The 15364-nt window shown below is 68.4% G+C and carries 15 protein-coding genes and 2 pseudogenes; 10 read left to right on the top strand and 7 right to left on the bottom strand.

Annotation, left to right across the window (positions count from 1 at the left end; all coding sequences use genetic code 11):
* Positions 1–528 precede the first annotated feature (528 nt).
* Complete coding sequence (locus ACIPSA_RS31440; protein ID WP_402640403.1) at positions 529–1662, bottom strand: FAD-dependent oxidoreductase; 1134 nt, start codon at positions 1660–1662, stop codon at positions 529–531.
* A gap of 47 nt (positions 1663–1709) precedes the next feature.
* Positions 1710–3245: an MDR family MFS transporter gene (locus ACIPSA_RS31435; RefSeq protein WP_402640400.1), complete on the bottom strand. Its 1536-nt coding sequence runs from the start codon at positions 3243–3245 to the stop codon at positions 1710–1712.
* Positions 3246–3392: 147 nt separating this feature from the next.
* On the opposite strand from ACIPSA_RS31435, the gene ACIPSA_RS31430 reads away from it, so the two are divergent.
* From ACIPSA_RS31430 to ACIPSA_RS31415, 4 genes are all read left to right on the top strand, one after another.
* Entirely contained in the window at positions 3393–3995 is a 603-nt protein-coding gene (locus tag ACIPSA_RS31430) for a TetR/AcrR family transcriptional regulator (RefSeq protein ID WP_402640398.1), read from the top strand.
* A 285-nt stretch (positions 3996–4280) separates the two neighbouring features.
* The gene (locus ACIPSA_RS31425; RefSeq protein ID WP_402640395.1) at positions 4281–4646 is read left to right on the top strand and encodes a DUF4440 domain-containing protein; all 366 of its coding nucleotides are present in this window, start codon (positions 4281–4283) and stop codon (positions 4644–4646) included.
* A gap of 916 nt (positions 4647–5562) precedes the next feature.
* Positions 5563–6036 (top strand): nuclear transport factor 2 family protein, encoded by a 474-nt coding sequence (locus ACIPSA_RS31420; RefSeq protein WP_402640393.1) that lies wholly within the window; start codon positions 5563–5565, stop codon positions 6034–6036.
* A 498-nt stretch (positions 6037–6534) separates the two neighbouring features.
* The gene (locus ACIPSA_RS31415; protein ID WP_402640391.1) at positions 6535–6978 is read left to right on the top strand and encodes a DoxX family protein; all 444 of its coding nucleotides are present in this window, start codon (positions 6535–6537) and stop codon (positions 6976–6978) included.
* 322 nt (positions 6979–7300) lie between these two features.
* On the opposite strand, the gene ACIPSA_RS31410 is transcribed toward ACIPSA_RS31415, so the two are convergent.
* A complete protein-coding gene (locus ACIPSA_RS31410) occupies positions 7301–7609 on the bottom strand; it encodes an ester cyclase (RefSeq protein ID WP_402640536.1) in 309 nt (102 codons plus the stop codon).
* Between ACIPSA_RS31410 and ACIPSA_RS31405 the strand changes: the two genes are divergently transcribed.
* The 4 genes and pseudogenes from ACIPSA_RS31405 to ACIPSA_RS31390 form a co-directional block, all read left to right on the top strand.
* Positions 7586–7933 carry a MarR family transcriptional regulator gene (locus ACIPSA_RS31405; protein WP_402640388.1) on the top strand — a complete coding sequence of 116 codons (348 nt, stop codon included), beginning with the start codon at positions 7586–7588 and terminating at the stop codon, positions 7931–7933. The two genes, ACIPSA_RS31410 and ACIPSA_RS31405, sit on opposite strands and share 24 nt — an antisense overlap.
* Positions 7934–8529: 596 nt before the next feature.
* Positions 8530–8703, top strand: a pseudogene (locus tag ACIPSA_RS31400) (pirin family protein); the annotation flags it as partial.
* A 20-nt stretch (positions 8704–8723) separates the two neighbouring features.
* Positions 8724–9062, top strand: coding sequence for a GNAT family N-acetyltransferase (locus ACIPSA_RS31395; protein WP_402640385.1), 339 nt, complete (start codon positions 8724–8726; stop codon positions 9060–9062).
* A gap of 560 nt (positions 9063–9622) precedes the next feature.
* A pseudogene (locus tag ACIPSA_RS31390) lies at positions 9623–9811 on the top strand (alpha/beta hydrolase fold domain-containing protein); the annotation flags it as partial.
* Here ACIPSA_RS31390 and ACIPSA_RS31385 read toward each other — a convergent pair.
* The 4 genes from ACIPSA_RS31385 to ACIPSA_RS31370 form a co-directional block, all read right to left on the bottom strand.
* On the bottom strand, positions 9801–10718 hold the full coding sequence (locus ACIPSA_RS31385) for an RNA polymerase sigma-70 factor (RefSeq protein WP_402640384.1): 918 nt from the start codon (positions 10716–10718) through the stop codon (positions 9801–9803). The pseudogene ACIPSA_RS31390 and the gene ACIPSA_RS31385 overlap by 11 nt on opposite strands.
* Before the next feature lie 155 nt (positions 10719–10873).
* Positions 10874–11347 carry a carboxymuconolactone decarboxylase family protein gene (locus ACIPSA_RS31380; protein ID WP_402640382.1) on the bottom strand — a complete coding sequence of 158 codons (474 nt, stop codon included), beginning with the start codon at positions 11345–11347 and terminating at the stop codon, positions 10874–10876.
* 116 nt (positions 11348–11463) lie between these two features.
* Positions 11464–12288 carry an ABC transporter permease gene (locus tag ACIPSA_RS31375; protein ID WP_402640380.1) on the bottom strand — a complete coding sequence of 275 codons (825 nt, stop codon included), beginning with the start codon at positions 12286–12288 and terminating at the stop codon, positions 11464–11466.
* Positions 12285–13205 (bottom strand): ATP-binding cassette domain-containing protein, encoded by a 921-nt coding sequence (locus ACIPSA_RS31370; protein WP_402640377.1) that lies wholly within the window; start codon positions 13203–13205, stop codon positions 12285–12287. Before ACIPSA_RS31370 ends, ACIPSA_RS31375 begins: the two co-directional genes overlap by 4 nt.
* 331 nt (positions 13206–13536) lie before the next feature.
* Here ACIPSA_RS31370 and ACIPSA_RS31365 point away from each other — a divergent pair, with 331 nt between their 5' ends.
* Together ACIPSA_RS31365 and ACIPSA_RS31360 are read left to right on the top strand one after the other, a co-directional pair.
* Entirely contained in the window at positions 13537–14589 is a 1053-nt protein-coding gene (locus ACIPSA_RS31365; RefSeq protein WP_402640375.1) for a sensor histidine kinase, read from the top strand.
* On the top strand, positions 14586–15248 hold the full coding sequence (locus tag ACIPSA_RS31360; protein ID WP_402640372.1) for a response regulator: 663 nt from the start codon (positions 14586–14588) through the stop codon (positions 15246–15248). The genes ACIPSA_RS31365 and ACIPSA_RS31360 overlap by 4 nt, the downstream gene beginning before the upstream one ends.
* The last annotated feature ends 116 nt before the right edge of the window (positions 15249–15364 follow it).

Genomic DNA, 15364 nt, shown 5'->3' with positions numbered 1-15364 from the left:
ACGCACACGACGGCCCGGGCCACCGGGGGCTTTGGCGGCTCCGGGCTCTGTACCCAATTGCGCTGGGGCTCACGGTTGCGAGCCTGATTGATGTGGTCTCCACGTTCCCGATCTCGCCCATGTTGGTGGTCGTGGTCGGAGCGCGTCCGGGACCAGGCCGGACGTCTCCTCAGTACCCGCGGCGCCGCCACTGACTCCATGAGTGGCTCTCGGCCTCGTCGGCCCGTCCGCGGAAGCTGACCATCGCCTCCATACCCGCCCCCAGGAGGGACCTTCCCCTGGACAGCACAATGCTCGCGCCGAAAGGCTGACGGGAACCCATCAACAGCGTTTCAGCTCGAAGCAGATCAACGAGGTGCTCCCGCGCTTCTGACGGGGCGGTCTCGGGCTCATCGAACTCGCTGGCGGCGTCGAGAACGCCACCTCTGCGTCGAGCGCCGTGTGCAGGAGCTCGACGCAGTCGTCATGGTCGGGGCTACTGATCGCTACAGGCGTCATCGCGGCCAGCGCGTTGCACTCGACAAGGCGTCAGTGGCCCTTGCCGGTGGCGAAGTCGGGCAGTTCGGTGGAGAGTAGTCCTTCGGCGCCGTTCTCGAGGAGCTGCTGCATCTCGGCGGAGCGGGGCAGCATGGTCTTCTCGTAGGCGAGGACGGCGTCGTCGACGGTGTTGTGGTGCGCGATGGCGAGGGCGAGTTCGCAGGCGTCCAGCATGGCTAGGTTGACGCCGACGCCAAGCGGCGGCATGAGGTGGGCGGCATCGCCCAGCAGGGTGACCGTGGGGTTGTGCTCCCAGGCGTGCGGGACCGGCAGGGCGTAGATGGGGCGGTCGACATAGAGGCCGTCGTTGTCGGCGAGCAGTCGGCGCAGGCTCGGTGACCAGTTGCGGTAGCGATCCAGAAGGAGGGCTCGGATGCCGTCGGTGTCCTGGATGGTCAGGCCGTCGGCGGTGATCCAGTCCGCGGGCACGCGCTGGATGATGTAGACGCGAATGTGATTGCCGCTGTTGCGCTGGGCGAACAGACAGCGGTCGCCGTCGGCTGCCGCGGCGCTGCCCTGGCCGACGAGTTCGGCGATCTCGGGGTGCTTGTTCTCGACGTCGTGGAACCAGGCTTCGAGGAAGCTGACGCCGCTGTACTGGGGGGTGGCGTCGGAGATGGTGCGGCGGACCTTGGACCAGGCGCCGTCGGCGCCGATGACGAGGTCGGCCTCGACGACAGTGCCGTTGGTGAAGTGCAGCTGCCGGGGGCCGGTTGCGGGGCCTTCGACGGAGCGCAGGGTGTGGCCCCAGCGTACGGTGCCGGGTTCGAGGGAGTTCAGGAGGAGGTCGCGCAGCTGACCGCGGTCGATCTCCGGCTTGAAGCGTTCGCCTTCGTCGGGGGTGTGGTGGAAGAGGACCGCGCCTGCCGGGTCCATCTGACGCGTCTCCTGCCCTTCGGGACGGGAGAGCCGGAAGAAGTCCTCCAGCAGTCCGGCTTCGCGCAGGGCGATCTGGCCGTTGTCCTCATGCAGATCCAGGGTGCCGCCCTGGTCGCGGGCGTCGAGGCCGGCTTCGTGGTCGTAGATGGTGGCGGCGATGCCGTGCTGCTGCAGGATGCGGGCGCAGGTCAGGCCGCTGGGGCCGGCGCCGATGATGGCGATGCGCGGGGTGGGGGTGGTGTTCATGGTGGTGCTCCGTTCGCGTTGCGCGTGTTGTGTTGCCGTACGCCGGGTCAGTTGGCGGCGGAGGCGAGGGCGTGCTTGGAGGTGTCGGCTGACGGTGCGGGCGGGCCGGCCTTCTTCAGCGGGACTTCGACGACGAAGAGCGCGGCGAGGAAGGCGAGCGCGGCGAGGAAGGCGGTGGTCAGGAAGATGTGGCTGGTACCGGTCGTGACCGCGTCCAGGTAGGCGGCCTTCGCGCCGGTGGGCAGGTGATACAGGGCGTCGGGGTCGGTTTCGGCGCCGGCGGGCAGAGCCGGCTGGACGGTGCGGGTGAACAGCGAGCCGAAGACCGCGACGCCCAGGGATCCGCCCAGGGTGCGGAAGAGGTTGACCGAGCTCATCGCGGCGCCCATGTCGCGCAGTGACACGCTGTTCTGCGCGATGGTGGCGGACATCTGCATGGTGAAGCCCAGGCCGATGCCGACGAGGACCATGTACAGGCTGGTCAGCAGCTGCGAGGTACCGGTGCCCATGGTGACCAGCAGTCCCAGGCCGGCCGTGAGGAACACGGTGCCGAGGACGGGGAAGATCTTGTACTTGCCGGTGGCCGACATGACCTTGCCCGCGATGGTCGAGGCGATCACCACGGGGATCATCATGGGCAGCATCAGCAGCCCCGAGTTGGTCGCGGAGGCGCCCTGCACGGTCTGCTGGAACAGCGGCAGGTACAGGCCCGCACCGAACATGACCACACCGGCGACGAGGATCATCACCATCGCGAGCGGATAGTTGCGGTGGTTCGTGAACACGCTCAGCGGCAGCAGCGGCTCGCTGACCCGCTTCTCCACGGCGACGAACGCGACCAGCCCGATCGCGGTCACCGCACCGAGCGCGAGGATCTGCCACGAGCCCCACGCGTAGGTGGTGCCCGCCCAGGTGGCGGCCAGCACGATCGCGGTGATGGAGGCGGTCAGCAGGGTGATGCCGGCCCAGTCGATCGTCGCCTTGATGCGCTTGGCCGGCACGTGCAGCATCAGCCACAGCCACACCAGGGACACCAGGCCGAGCGGCAGATTGAGGTAGAAAGCCCAGCGCCAGTCGAAGTGACCGGTGACGAACCCGCCCAGCAGCGGGCCGCCGATCGTGCCGATCGCCATCACCGAGGCGGTCATGCCCTGGTACTTGCCGCGCTCACGCGGCGGCACGAGAGCGCCGATCAGAGCGAAGGCGCCCGCACCGATGCCGCCCGCGCCGATGCCCTGCACGACGCGGAAGGCGATCAGCCCGGTCATCGACTGGGAGGTGCCGCACAATGCCGAGCCGACGATGAACACGGCGATCGACGCCAAGTACATGGGCTTGCGTCCGACCAGGTCACCCAGCTTGCCCCAGATCGGGGTCGTCACGGCGGTGACCAGCGTGTACGCGGTGACAACCCAGGAAATGTGCTCCAGGCCGCCCAGGTCGCTGACGATCGTCGGCATTGCCGTGCTCACGACCATGTTGTCGAGCATGGACAGCAGCATCGCGAGCATCACGCCGAGCAGCACCCAGCGCACGTCTTTCGGTACGGCCCGCTCGGCAGGGAGGGACGCGGTCCCGGACATGGCTGATCACCCCTTTCGGGCTTGAGGAACGTGGAAGTAGGGCGGAGGCGGGCGGTCCGCGGCCGCTGCTCCAGAAGAGCACACCGACTCAATAAGTGCAACCGATGCACCTTTGAAGTTGTGCAACCTACCGGTATACTCATGGGTATGCCCGACACCATCCCCACCCCGGCGCCGCCGATGGGGCGCCGTGAGCGCAAGAAGGCCGCCACCCGCCAGGCCATCGCCGACGCCGCGCTGCACCTGTTCCTCGAGCGCGGCTACGACGACGTCGGCATCCGGGAGATCGCGGACGCCGCCGATGTGTCCACCACCACGCTGTTCAAGCACTTCCCGGTCAAGGAGGCCCTCGTCTTCGACGAGGACGCGGATCAGGAGGCCCGTCTGCTCGCCGCCGTACGCGAACGCCCCGAGGGGCAGTCGATCCCTGCGGCCCTGCGTGAGCACGCGCTGCAGTACCGCATGGCCGCTGCGAGCGGCGACGCCCGCTTCACGGCCTTCTTCGACCTGATCAACAGGACTCCGGCCCTGCGCGACTACGTCCAGGCCATGTGGATGCGCCACACCGCAGCTCTGGCTGCAGTGATCGCGGAGGACTGCGGCCTGCCCGCGGACGATTCCGCCTGCACCGCCCTGGCCCACTTCGCCCTCGAAGCCCCCCGCGCCGCCCGCGGACACGAAGATCCCCACCAGGCCGTCACTCGCGCCTTCGAACTCCTCGAAAACGGCTGGGTCGCCGTCGGCGGATGAACGCCGCCACCGGGCAGCATCGCCGCCGCGGTGGATCATGGGCTCATGGAGGCCACCGCGAACGGCACCCCGGGCGCCCACGAGCCGGCGACCGCTGCGGAGCGGCACGCGGGGTGGAACGAACTGTTCGTCGACCTTGATGCCGGGGCCGGAGTCGCCGCCGAGTCCACCGTCCATGGGAGGGCAGCCTCATGTCAGAACGGTGACACTCCTGCTTCCGGGATTCGCAATGAAGTTGGCAGTTATTCGCTGCGCCTGGGTGCCGGGCCTTCGTAGTGTCCGTGCATGACCGATGAGAGTGAGCGGGCGGTGCAAGCGGCCATTGAAGGAGAGTTGCGGCTTCTCGATCCTGAGGTGCGTGCCTCTCGGGCCCTCGTTTCGGAGCTTTTGGATCCGGAGTTCACCGAGATCGGGGCGTCTGGTCGCTGGTGGGGCGCGGACTCGATCCTCACGGTGACGAGTGCCGGAACGGTGTCCTCGGAGTCGCCGGTCAAGGTCAGCGAGATGTCAGGGACCGTCCTGGCTCCGGGGATCGTTCACCTGACGTACTTCGCCGACATTCAAGGGAGCCGGGCATGGCGGACCTCCTTGTGGCGCCTGACGGAGACAGGCTGGCGCATGTACTTTCACCAAGGCACTTTGGCCAGTTGAAGCAAGCCTGCTGTCGGCGAGGCCGGGCACCCTTCACCCTCAGTATCACGAAGTGTCGGCCAGTTCGCCGATGGTCAACCGCGCGGTTTCTCGCGCACTCCGGCCGCACTCCGGCCGGGGCGGTGACGATCAGGCTGCGGATCTGGTTGGTGGTCTGGGTGCGGGTCTTGACGGCCGACCTGCGCGCCACGCGCAGGGTTCGGATGGCCTCCACGATCCCGTTGCGGGTCTTCGGGACGCCCAAGGCCCGGCCGGACAGGACCGCGATCACGTCGCGCCCTGTGGTCATGCCGGTCGACCTCAACGACGGTGACGTCGTCCGAGGTCAACAAGCGCGCGACCTCGGGCCCGATCGTTGGGTAGGTCGAGAAGCGGTGCCGAGCCTTGAACCACGAGACGCCGTACTCGCAGAAGCGGAGCGCGGGAAGAGGTCGGAGACGCTGGCCTTCAGCGCGCCCGACCCAGGCGGACCGCTCGGGCTCCTCGGACTCACGTGATCACAAAACGGACATCACACGACTATGCCGAAGCCCTGGTAGTTGGTGTATCCGTGGTGCACGACAGCGTGATCGAAGGTCTCGTCCAGCATCTGTTCAAGTACGGCGGTGTCCATGCCGCTCTTCTGCCTCACTCGGCGATACCTTCGACAACGAGATTCACGGGTGTCACGCGCCGTTGCCCAGAGATCGACCGGACAAGTTCCAAGGGACCCTTCCTCCACGCTTCACCACCGGCCAACTCACGCGATTCAGATCGCGGTTCAAAACGAATCGGCCATGCGAGCGGTTTGAGCACAGCAAGTCAGTGGTTCCGAATCGAGTCGCGCCAAGGGGCCACCACAGCTCGGCAGATGTAGAGAGCGAAGGCGGAAAGGGCTGGGCTACCGACCGGAGCGTGACGAAGGATCAGGAAAGCAATGGCTCTGACACAGCAGACGATGACTGACGAGCAGCGCAAGTCTGTTGCCCTGGAATATCTCAAGGCATTCGATCGCGCCGGAGTGACATCCAACGGTGGCAGCGTCCTGGACCTGTTCGCCGATGATGCCCAGGTGTACTTCCCGAAGTGGGGTCTCGCCACCGGAAAGGAAGAGATCGGTGCATTCTTGGCCGATGTTGCCAGCACGATCACGCTGATCGAGCATCACTACGCCGGCTTCAACTGGATCTCTTCCGGAAGCGATGTCGTGGTGTGTGAGGGCACCAGCCCCGGTGAGCACCGTGACGGTTCGTGGCGCGCCGGAGTGCCCGAGTGGGGCGCCGGACGTTGGTGTGACGTGTTCGAGATCCGCGACTGGAAGATCCAGCGCTGCTTCATCTATTCGGATCCCGACTACGTCGGCAAGGACACGGGCCGCTACCCCTGGCTTGCCAGTCGGCCCAGTCCCTGAGATGGGCTGCCCGGAGGCCATCGCCGGAGTGCCTGACCTGGTGTGCAGGTCGCAGGGACACGAGTCCGTCACGCGCGCCCCCAAGGCGCGGGCGACCTGCGCCACAGCGTCGCCAAGGCCGCGACGAAGCGGACACCCGAAGCGGCAGCCTCCTCGAAACTCGGACCTTTGGGCTTGACAGTGAGCGCTTCCCCGATGCGGTCAGCGATCGGTCTGGAAGCGGCGCTCACACGCTCCGGTGCCGTGGGGAGCCCTTCAGAAGAGTGCGGTCCGGCCCTCGTGCAGGCGCAGGATCGATCCGACCGGCATTGCACAGTGGTCACTAATCGGACAGGCTCATCGATCTACCGACCAGCCCATTAAACAGACGCGCTGTGGCTGAACTTCGGCCGAATGTTGAACTGGCAGGTATTGATTAGGCTCGCCAAATCAGGATTTCTCGTTCGGTTTGATCCCCACAATCGGCCCGCCCCTGGCCCGACCGAAGAGGAGACCCCCATGTACGCTTGCCTCAATTCCGCCCAGCCGTACGCGATCGCACTGTTCCGCGCCGCCTTCGGCCTGCTCTTCGCCATGCACGGCGTCGCCTCCCTCTTCGGGGTGCTGGGCGGCGCCGAGGGCACGAACGGCGGCACGATCCCGGTCGGCACCTGGCCGGGCTGGTACGGGGCCGTGATCCAGTTGGTCGCAGGCGCCCTGGTGCTCCTTGGCCTCGGCACCCGCTGGGCCGCGCTGATCGCCTCGGGCTCGATGGCGTTCGCCTACTTCGACGTCCACCAGAAGGTCGCGCTGTGGCCCATTCAGAACGGCGGCGAGCCGTCGGTTCTGTTCTGCTTCGGCTTCTTCCTGCTGATCTTCACGGGCTCCGGCGCCTTCGGCCTCGACCGGCTCTTCGGCGGGCGCACGGCCGGGACGCCGCGCCGGTTGCCGAGCAGGCCCTGATAGCGGCCCGAGTCCCGAGAGTGGCCTGAACCGCGGACCGTCGCGCCCGGCGCGAGGTGGCGCGCGTCCAATCGGCTGGGCGCGATGACGAACGTGCGTTGTCTGCCCGGGACCGATCGGGCCCGGATGTCGGTGTACACCTCCGGCGGCCGTTCGGCGCCCCTGATCGCCCTGTCCCTACCACGCGGCGTACACGGTCATGTAGCCCCCGGCCGTCCGTGGTGGCCCTCCTCACCTATTCATGTGAACGCCTCCTGTCATCGGGCGCGGTTCGCGTCGGGCGCGGCGGTCACCGGTTGGACGCCAGAGGCAGGAGGTTCTTTCACAGGCCCAACTGGTCGCGCATCGCGTCGGCGTCGCGCAGGGCCCAGTGCTCGACGATTCGGCCGTTGCGGACGCGGACCATGTCCATGCTGAGGACCTCGTAGCGTCGGCCGGAGTCCGTGTGGGTGCCCCGGCTGGTGTACCGGTTGACGGAGGTGTCGCCGGAGACGACGTTCTGCTCGATCGTCACCGAGACGTCGTGGAACGCGCTGCCCGCGCTCATCCGCTCCCACTTCTGTCGCCAGGCGTCGCGTCCCCGGTGATCGCCCTGGGTGCCTCCCCGGTGGTCGACGACCTCAGGGTCGATGACACGCCCGGCGAAGTCGCCACCGCGCTGAACGTCACGACGCCCACTGTCGTCAAGATGGCCGACAGGATGACCGCGGCCGGGCTGCTCACCCGTCGCCGCGACGACCGGGACAACCGCCTCGTCCGGCTCTGGCTCACCGACGCAGGGCGCGCGCTACGGCAACCGGTCGAGTCGGAACGACAGTTGATCGAGGAGAAGGTCACCGCGGATCTCACCGAGACTGAACGCGAATCCCTCTTGAACGCGCTGGCGAAGGTCCACCAGGCGGCGAGCGAGCTACTGAGCGAGCCCGTCGATCACGGCGACTCGGCCATCACCTGACACTCCCACGCTCTCCTGTCTGACCAGATCCGGGACTGGCCTTTCCCGCGCACCGGTACATCGTGCCCGTTCAGGAGGATGGGCGGGCCTTGTCCGAGCCGGTGCTCATCGCTATCGATATTGCAGGGCTGTCCGTTAGCTGACGGTGGGGTGTGCCTCATTCAGGCCGCGGCGGCGCCATGTGTAGCAGGCCCGCCGGCTGATCCCGAAGTACCGGCAAGGCGTCGCAACGCGTTGTGATCGGCCGGGCCTCGCCGACCGGAACACCTTTCGAGCGGCGTTCGCCCCTGATGCGTTCGAAGGACCTTGACGAACGCCCTGCACGACGAGCGAGCCAAGGCATTTGTCCGACACGGAGCATCGGCCTTGGTGGCAAGGGGCGAGGTTCGCCCAAGATGACGAGCGTTGCCTGGCGAAGGGCACCAAGCGCGGGACTGCGGATCGTTCGGTGTGACTCCCGATCATGGGAGATGCATCGATGACGGGCAACGTGTCCTGGCCCACAGCGATCGACTCCCGCGACTCATGCTGACGGTTTACTGACCGACAGCCGCGCCGCACGCCGCTGACCTGTGATAACGATGATGAGGTTCGATATGTGGTGGAACTTCATCGGCCGGAGCCACGAAGACATTGCCAAGGCCCGAGAGGAGTGGCAGAAGTCCTCCGATCGCTTCGGCGCCGTCGAGGGATATCCGGGAGACCCTCTTCCCGCGCCCGCCCTGCCCAATGCCACCATCGAGCCGCGCAGGAAACCACCGGGTCACTGACCCCGTCCGAAAGGCATCACATGAGCCAGCCTTCCACCGCTCCGGTCGTCGAGCACAGAGAGGCCAAGAACCGCTACGACATCCTTGTCGACGGCAAGCGCGCCGGGCTGACCGCCTACCGCGACCGGGGTGAACAGCGCGTCTTCTACCACACCGAGGTCGACGAGGCCTTCGCCGGACAGGGCCTCGCCTCCCAACTGGTCCAGGAGGCGCTCACCGACGTACGGAATTCCGGGAAGCGGATCGTGCCCGTGTGCCCGTACGTGACGAAGTTCCTGACGAAGCACCAGGAGTTCGCCGACATCACCGATGCCGTGACGCCCGACGTCCTGAAGTGGCTGGACACGGAGCTGGGCTGACCGTTCGGAACGCGGCCATCGGGCCACCGTCGGCCGGGGCAGCCGGTTGGTACGGGGCTGAACCGGAGTACAGGCCGAGGCTTCCCCTGAGGCAGGGAGGCCTCGGCCCTCCGACGTGACGTGCGTTCCGGGGGGGCGAGGGCTCCGTTCCTCAGTACGACGACCGGGCCGCGGCGCCGCACCGCCCGCCGGGCGACCGCGTTCTGCAAACCCATGCCGAGCCCGAGGCGCGCGATCAGCGTGTACTGGAACCCGGTGATGATCCGGCTCGGTGACCGCCGTGGCGGCGGCGGTGACGGCGACCAGGACCGTCTGCGCCGCGGTGGCCGCCTTCAGCAGGTGTCCGCGGTGCTCGGCGGACCGGTTTCCCAGCCTGCCGCCGGCCGGCGTGCCGAGGAGGAACGCCGCCAGCGCGACAACGGACGCGAGCGTGGGCAGGTTCTGGGCGCCCGGCAGCGCGAATCCGTTGACGGTGCCCGCGACCGTGATCACGCCCGTCCCCGCCATCGCCGCCAGGAGTGTGAGCGGCCCGCGGTCAGGAACCGGCCGGCCCCGGTCCCGCCGCGCGGGCGCAGGCCACCGCGTCCCCGCTGCGCACCACCGTCTCGCAACTCGTCGGCCTGCTCCCGGCGTTGGGCATCGCCGACGAGGCCGACGTCGTCAGTGACGAGGGCGAGGCCTACGCGGACAAGCTCAGCGAGGCGGGCTTGCCGGTCACCGCGGTGCGGTTACAGGGCATCATCGCCGACGGGTCTGCTTCATCTCGCGGGTGATGGCCCAGGCATCCGCCACCGGGCCCACGTGTCCGAGCTTGTCGGGGTTGATCACCGAGCGGATCGCCTGGATCTGCCCGTCGAGTACTTCGAGCGTCAGGGTGTGGAGCACCTTGCCGTCCCGGTCGTGGACGATCGCGCCCGGCTGGCCGTTGAGCTCGTGCGGCTCGAACGTCACATCGATCCGGGCCATCCTGTCGAAGACGGAGGCAAGCAGCCTGGCCACGTTCTCCGCGCCGATGACGGCCCTGGCCAGCTGCGGGGCCTTGCCGCCGCCGTCTCCGACCAGCTGCACATCGGCGGCCAGAAGTTCCCGCAGCCCGCCCATGTCACCGTTCTTCAGCGCGTCGAAGAACCGCGTCGCCAGCTCCTGTCGTACCTGGTGGTCCGCTTCGAACCGCGGCCGCCCGGCCTCCATATGCCGTCGTGCCCGCACGAGCAGTTGCCGGCATGCCGCCTCCGACCGTCCCACCGCCGTTGCGACCTCGTCGAACCCGAAGCCGAACACCTCCCGCAACACGAACGCCGCCCGTTCCAGCGGGCTGAGCCGCTCCAGCAGGAGCAGCGCAGCCATCGACACGGAGTCGGCCAGCTCCACCGCCCGCGCCGGATCCTGATAAGGATCGCTCAGCAGCGGTTCAGGAAACCACGGGCCCACGTACTCCTCCCGCCGCACTCGCGCGGAGCGCAGCACATCGATCGAGATCCGCGTCACCGCGGCCGACAGAAAGGCTTTGGTCGACGTGGGCCGGGTCGACGAGTCGTCAAAGCGCAGCCACGTCTCCTGCACCGCGTCCTCGGCCTCACCCACACTGCCCAGAATCCGATAGGCGATCGAAAACAGCAGCGGTCGCAGCTCCTCGAACTCGTCGACCTTGCTCACGCCGGTTCCCTTCCCCTCAAAACCTTCCACCCGGCCGTACTTGCCGGCACAGGCGCCTTCCAGTGATCATCCGGACCATCGGCAGCCCAGGGCAACGCCCCCGGGCCCGGGGCCCGGAGCCCGTTGCCGGACCCCGAGCCGGTTGCTGACGCGGTTCAGTGGAACTGCCCGGGCTCGTAGTCCCCGGCCGGTTGCCGGGTGACGACGTTCACCCGGTTCGCCATGTTCATGAAGGAGACCAGGATCGCCAGGGAGGTGAGCTGCTCGTCGTCGTAGTGCCTGGCAGCCCGCGCCCACACCTCGTCGCCGACCCCACCGGCCGCATCCGCGATCCGGGTCCCCTCCTCCGCCAGCTCCAACGCGGCACGCTCGGCCTCGGTGAAGACCGTGGCCTCCCGCCACGCCGCGACAAGGTTCAGCCGCACCGGGCTCTCACCGGCGGCGCCGGCCTCCTTGGTGTGCATGTCGATGCAGGCCGCACAGCCGTTGATCTGACTCACGCGCAGCGCCACCAGCTCCTGCGTCGCCGCCGGCAGCGGCGATTCCTTGATCACCTTGCCCGCGGACATGAGGTACTTGAGGACCTTTCCGGCGGTCGGGCTGGTGAACAGGTCCAGTCGTGCGTCCATGGTGTGCTCCTCTGTGTTCGTCAGTGGCTACACCCCCGAGACGAGATAGCCCGACACCCTGTGACATGGACGAATGTGACCTGCGTCTCCCGCCGTCATCGTCTCTGAAGGCACGCTCATACGTCGCGGCGCCTCACGACGAGCACGGCGAGTGCGACTGTGATCAGCGGCCAGAGCGCGTACACGATCCAGGAGCCGGAGACCGTGGCGGTGTAGCCCAGGGATCCGGGATCCGGCCCCCAGTTCTGGACCAGGCGCCTCCAGGCGGCCGCCACCATCGCGTGTTTGATGTCCGCCGACCAGCGATCGCTCTCCGAGAACATGGTGGGCAGCATCAGCAGGACGAACACGCTGGTGACCATGGTCGCGGCGGCGTGCCGGAGCAGTACGCCGAGGCCCAGACCGACCAGTGCGCAGACCGGAGCCGACAACGCGGATGCCACCAGAGCCCGGAACACCCCGGGGTGTGTGATCGGAACGCCGGCGTGTCGCCCGTTCAGGATGGCCTGGGAGACCAGGAACGAACCGGTGGAGACGACCGCGCCGACCGCGGTCCACAGTGCGGCGACGACGGCCGCCTTGGCCAGCACCACCGAGCCACGGGCGGGAACGGCCACGGTGGTCGTGCGGATCGAGCCGCTGCTGTACTCGCTCACGACGGTGAGGGCGCCGGCGCTGCCGGCGACGAGCATCAGCGTCCAGGAGCCGGCCTGCGGGTAGGCGTCGAAGGGCAGGAAGCCGACGGGGCCGGAGCCCGCGGCATGGTCCGCCAGCGTGGCCACGGCGGCGGACCCCATGACGAACAGGACGGTGAGTGCGATCGTCCACGGGGCGGAGCGCAGGGACCGCATCTTGATCCACTCGGAGGCGAGCAGTTCGCGGAAGCGGGCGGGCGGCCCGGCGACGGCGGTGGCCGGGGAGAGGGAGGCGAGATTGGTCATCGGGGCTGTCCTGCCAGGTATTCGACGCTGTCGGCGGTCAGTTCCATGAAGGCCGCCTCCAGTGAGGCGGTGCGGGTGGTCAGTTCGTTCAGCTGGATACCGTTCTCGAAGGCGAGCGCCCCGATCCGGTCCGCCGGGAGTCCGGCCACGGCGAGCTTCTCGGCGCCGGCCGGGCCTGTCGGCTCGACCGAGGCGCCCGCCGCCGTCAGCACGGCTTCCAGTTCGGCGGCCTGCGGTGTCCCCACCACCACGTTGCTGCGGGTGCTACGAGCCGCGAAGTCCCGCACCGACTCTGCGGCGATGAGGCGGCCCCGGCCGATGACGACCAGCTGGTCGGCGGTGTTCTCCATCTCCGACATCAGGTGGCTGGACAGGAAGACCGTGCGCCCCTCGGCGGCCAGGCGTCGGAAAAGCCGGCGTACCCAGAGCACGCCCTCCGGATCCATGCCGTTGATCGGCTCATCGAACATGAGCACGGGCGGATCGCCGAGCAGGGCGGCGGCGATGCCCAGCCGCTGCTTCATGCCGAGGGAGAATCCGCCGATGCGGCGGGTCGCCACATCGGCCAGCCCCACCTCCTGCAGCACCTCGTCCACCCGGCGCCGCGGAATGCCGTTGCTCATCGCCAGGGCGGACAGGTGGGCCGCGGCGCTGCGGCCGCCGTGGACCTGGCCGGCGTCGAGGAGGGCGCCGACGTGCCGCAGTCCACGCGGATGGCGGTGGAAAGGGACGCCGCTGACAGTGGCGGCGCCGGCGGTGGGCGCGTCCAGGCCGAGGATCATCCGCAGGGTCGTGGACTTGCCGGCTCCGTTGGGGCCGAGGAACCCGGTGACCTGGCCCGGCCGCACGGTGAAGGACAGATGGTCGACGGCCGTCCTACTGCCGTAGCACTTGGTGAGTTCGTTGACTTCGATCACGGCGCCCACACTGCCGGGAGGACCTCCGGGCGGACATGTGGCCGTGGTCGGCAATCGTGCGGCCGGGTTCGCCCGTGGGCGTACGTCCCCGGGCTGATGCCGCGCGGGCGGTGGCCGGTTAGTCTCGCGGCGTGAACCCCAAGACGATCATCCTGTTGCCCGCGCGCACTGCGCGCTGCGGCCTCGTTCTCAGGAGGGCACGCCGCCGATGACGACAGCAAAGGCCGTGGCCTGGGCGGGGGGTGCCTCGTACCTCCTCATGGTGGGTCTGCTGGTGGGGGGCGCGCCGCGGGCATCAGGTACGGTCCACGGTGTCGGGGCGCTGCTCGCTGTGAGCTTGCTCGTCGGCGTGGCGCGACGGTTGCCGCTACTGGCTCTGGCCATGGCGCTTCTCGGATCCACTGCTGTGGTGGTGGGCACTCCGAGCTCCGCCCGTGCGAGCCTGGCGGTTTCGTATCAGGGCCAGTTCCTGTCATATCTGGCGGTGGACCTCATCCTGGGCTTCGTCGTGGCCACCTGCGCACGGCGGGCTTCGATCGTTGCCGGTGCTGTGTCCTTCGTTGTGCAGCTCCTGGTGATCGGCCTCTTCGCGCTCGGGGACAACCTGACGGTCAATGGGGTGATTGCCCTCCTGGCGATGGCCGCGTCCTGCATGGTCGGACTGCTCGGTCGCGAGCGTCGCGAGCACGCGGTGGCGCTGCGTTCGCAGGAGGTGGCCGAGGCCGTGATCGCCGAACGGCTGCGGATCGCGCGGGAACTGCACGACATGATCGCGCACAGTATCGGCATCATCGCCATCCAGGCCGGGGTGGGCAGCCGGGTCATCCAGACGCAGCCTGCCGAGGCCCGCAAGGCACTGCAAGCCATTGAGGCGACCAGCAGACAGACCCTGTCGGGCCTTCGGCGCACGCTGGTGGCGCTCCGTCAGGCCGACCACGATGCTCCGGACTCCGGGCAGGCACCTCTCGCGCCCTCCCCGGGTCTGGCGGACATCGAAGGGCTGATCACGGCGACCGCGGACGCGGGGGTACGCGTCGACGTGCGCATCGGTGGGGAGGAGCGTCCCCTGCCGGCCGACATCGACCTGTCCGCGTACCGGATCGTGCAGGAGGCGCTGACCAACGTGGTCCGCCACGCAGGCACCGGGCACTGCCGGGTGGCCATCGACTACAGAGACGAGGAACTGTCCGTGGAAATAGTCGACGACGGGCGCGGCGCCACCGAGAACGGCGCGGCCCACGGCTTCGGCATCATCGGCATGCGGGAGCGGGTCGGCCTGTTGCACGGCCACCTTCGTGTCGGGCAGCGCACCGAGGGCGGCTTCCGGGTGGCGGCCCGGCTGCCGCTGCCCCAACCCGACGGAGTTCCGGTGGAGGCCCGATGACCGTCCGCGTCGTGCTCGCCGACGACCAGCCGTTGGTACGGTCGGGGCTGCGTGTGATCATGGCAGATCACCCCGACCTGGAGGTCGTAGGTGAGGCCGCCACCGGCGCCGAGGCGGTCCGACTGGTCACGGATGTCGCCCCCGACGTCGTGGTGATGGACATCAGGATGCCCGGCATGGACGGGATCGAAGCCACGCGCCTGATCACGGCCGGTCCGGCAACGACCCGCGTCCTCGTCCTGACCACCTTCGACGAGGACGACCACGTCTACGGCGCGCTCCGGGCGGGCGCGAGCGGCTTCGTGGTCAAGGACCTTGCCCTGGACGACATACTCGCGGCGATCCGCGTGGTCGCCGCCGGCGAGGCACTCATCGCGCCGAGTGTGACACGCCGTCTGATCGCGGACTTCGTCGGGCGCCCCGCGGCTGCCCCGGAGCGCTCCCCACGGCCGGTCGAGGGCATCACCGAGCGGGAACGGGAAGTGCTGACCCTGGTCGGACGCGGCCGGTCGAACAGCGAGATCGCGGAGGATCTCTTCATCACGGTGGCCACCGCCAAATCGCACGTTTCACGACTGCTCAGCAAACTGGGCGCCCGAGACCGTGTCCAGCTGGTGATCACCGCCTATGAGATGGGGCTCGTCACGCCGACTCGCTGACGGAGCCCCCGGATCCCACGGCGAACCCCGAAGACCCTGCTCGCGCACGTGGGGCACTGCGGCGTTCACCAGCTCGCGTTGATGAGTGGAACGCCACGTTCGAGACTGCCGCTCCG

The sequence above is a fragment of the Streptomyces sp. NPDC086549 genome, assembly GCF_044746205.1.
Classification (GTDB): domain Bacteria; phylum Actinomycetota; class Actinomycetes; order Streptomycetales; family Streptomycetaceae; genus Streptomyces.
Note: the sequence above shows the minus strand (reverse complement) of the source record. Positions and strands in the feature narration are given on the sequence as shown.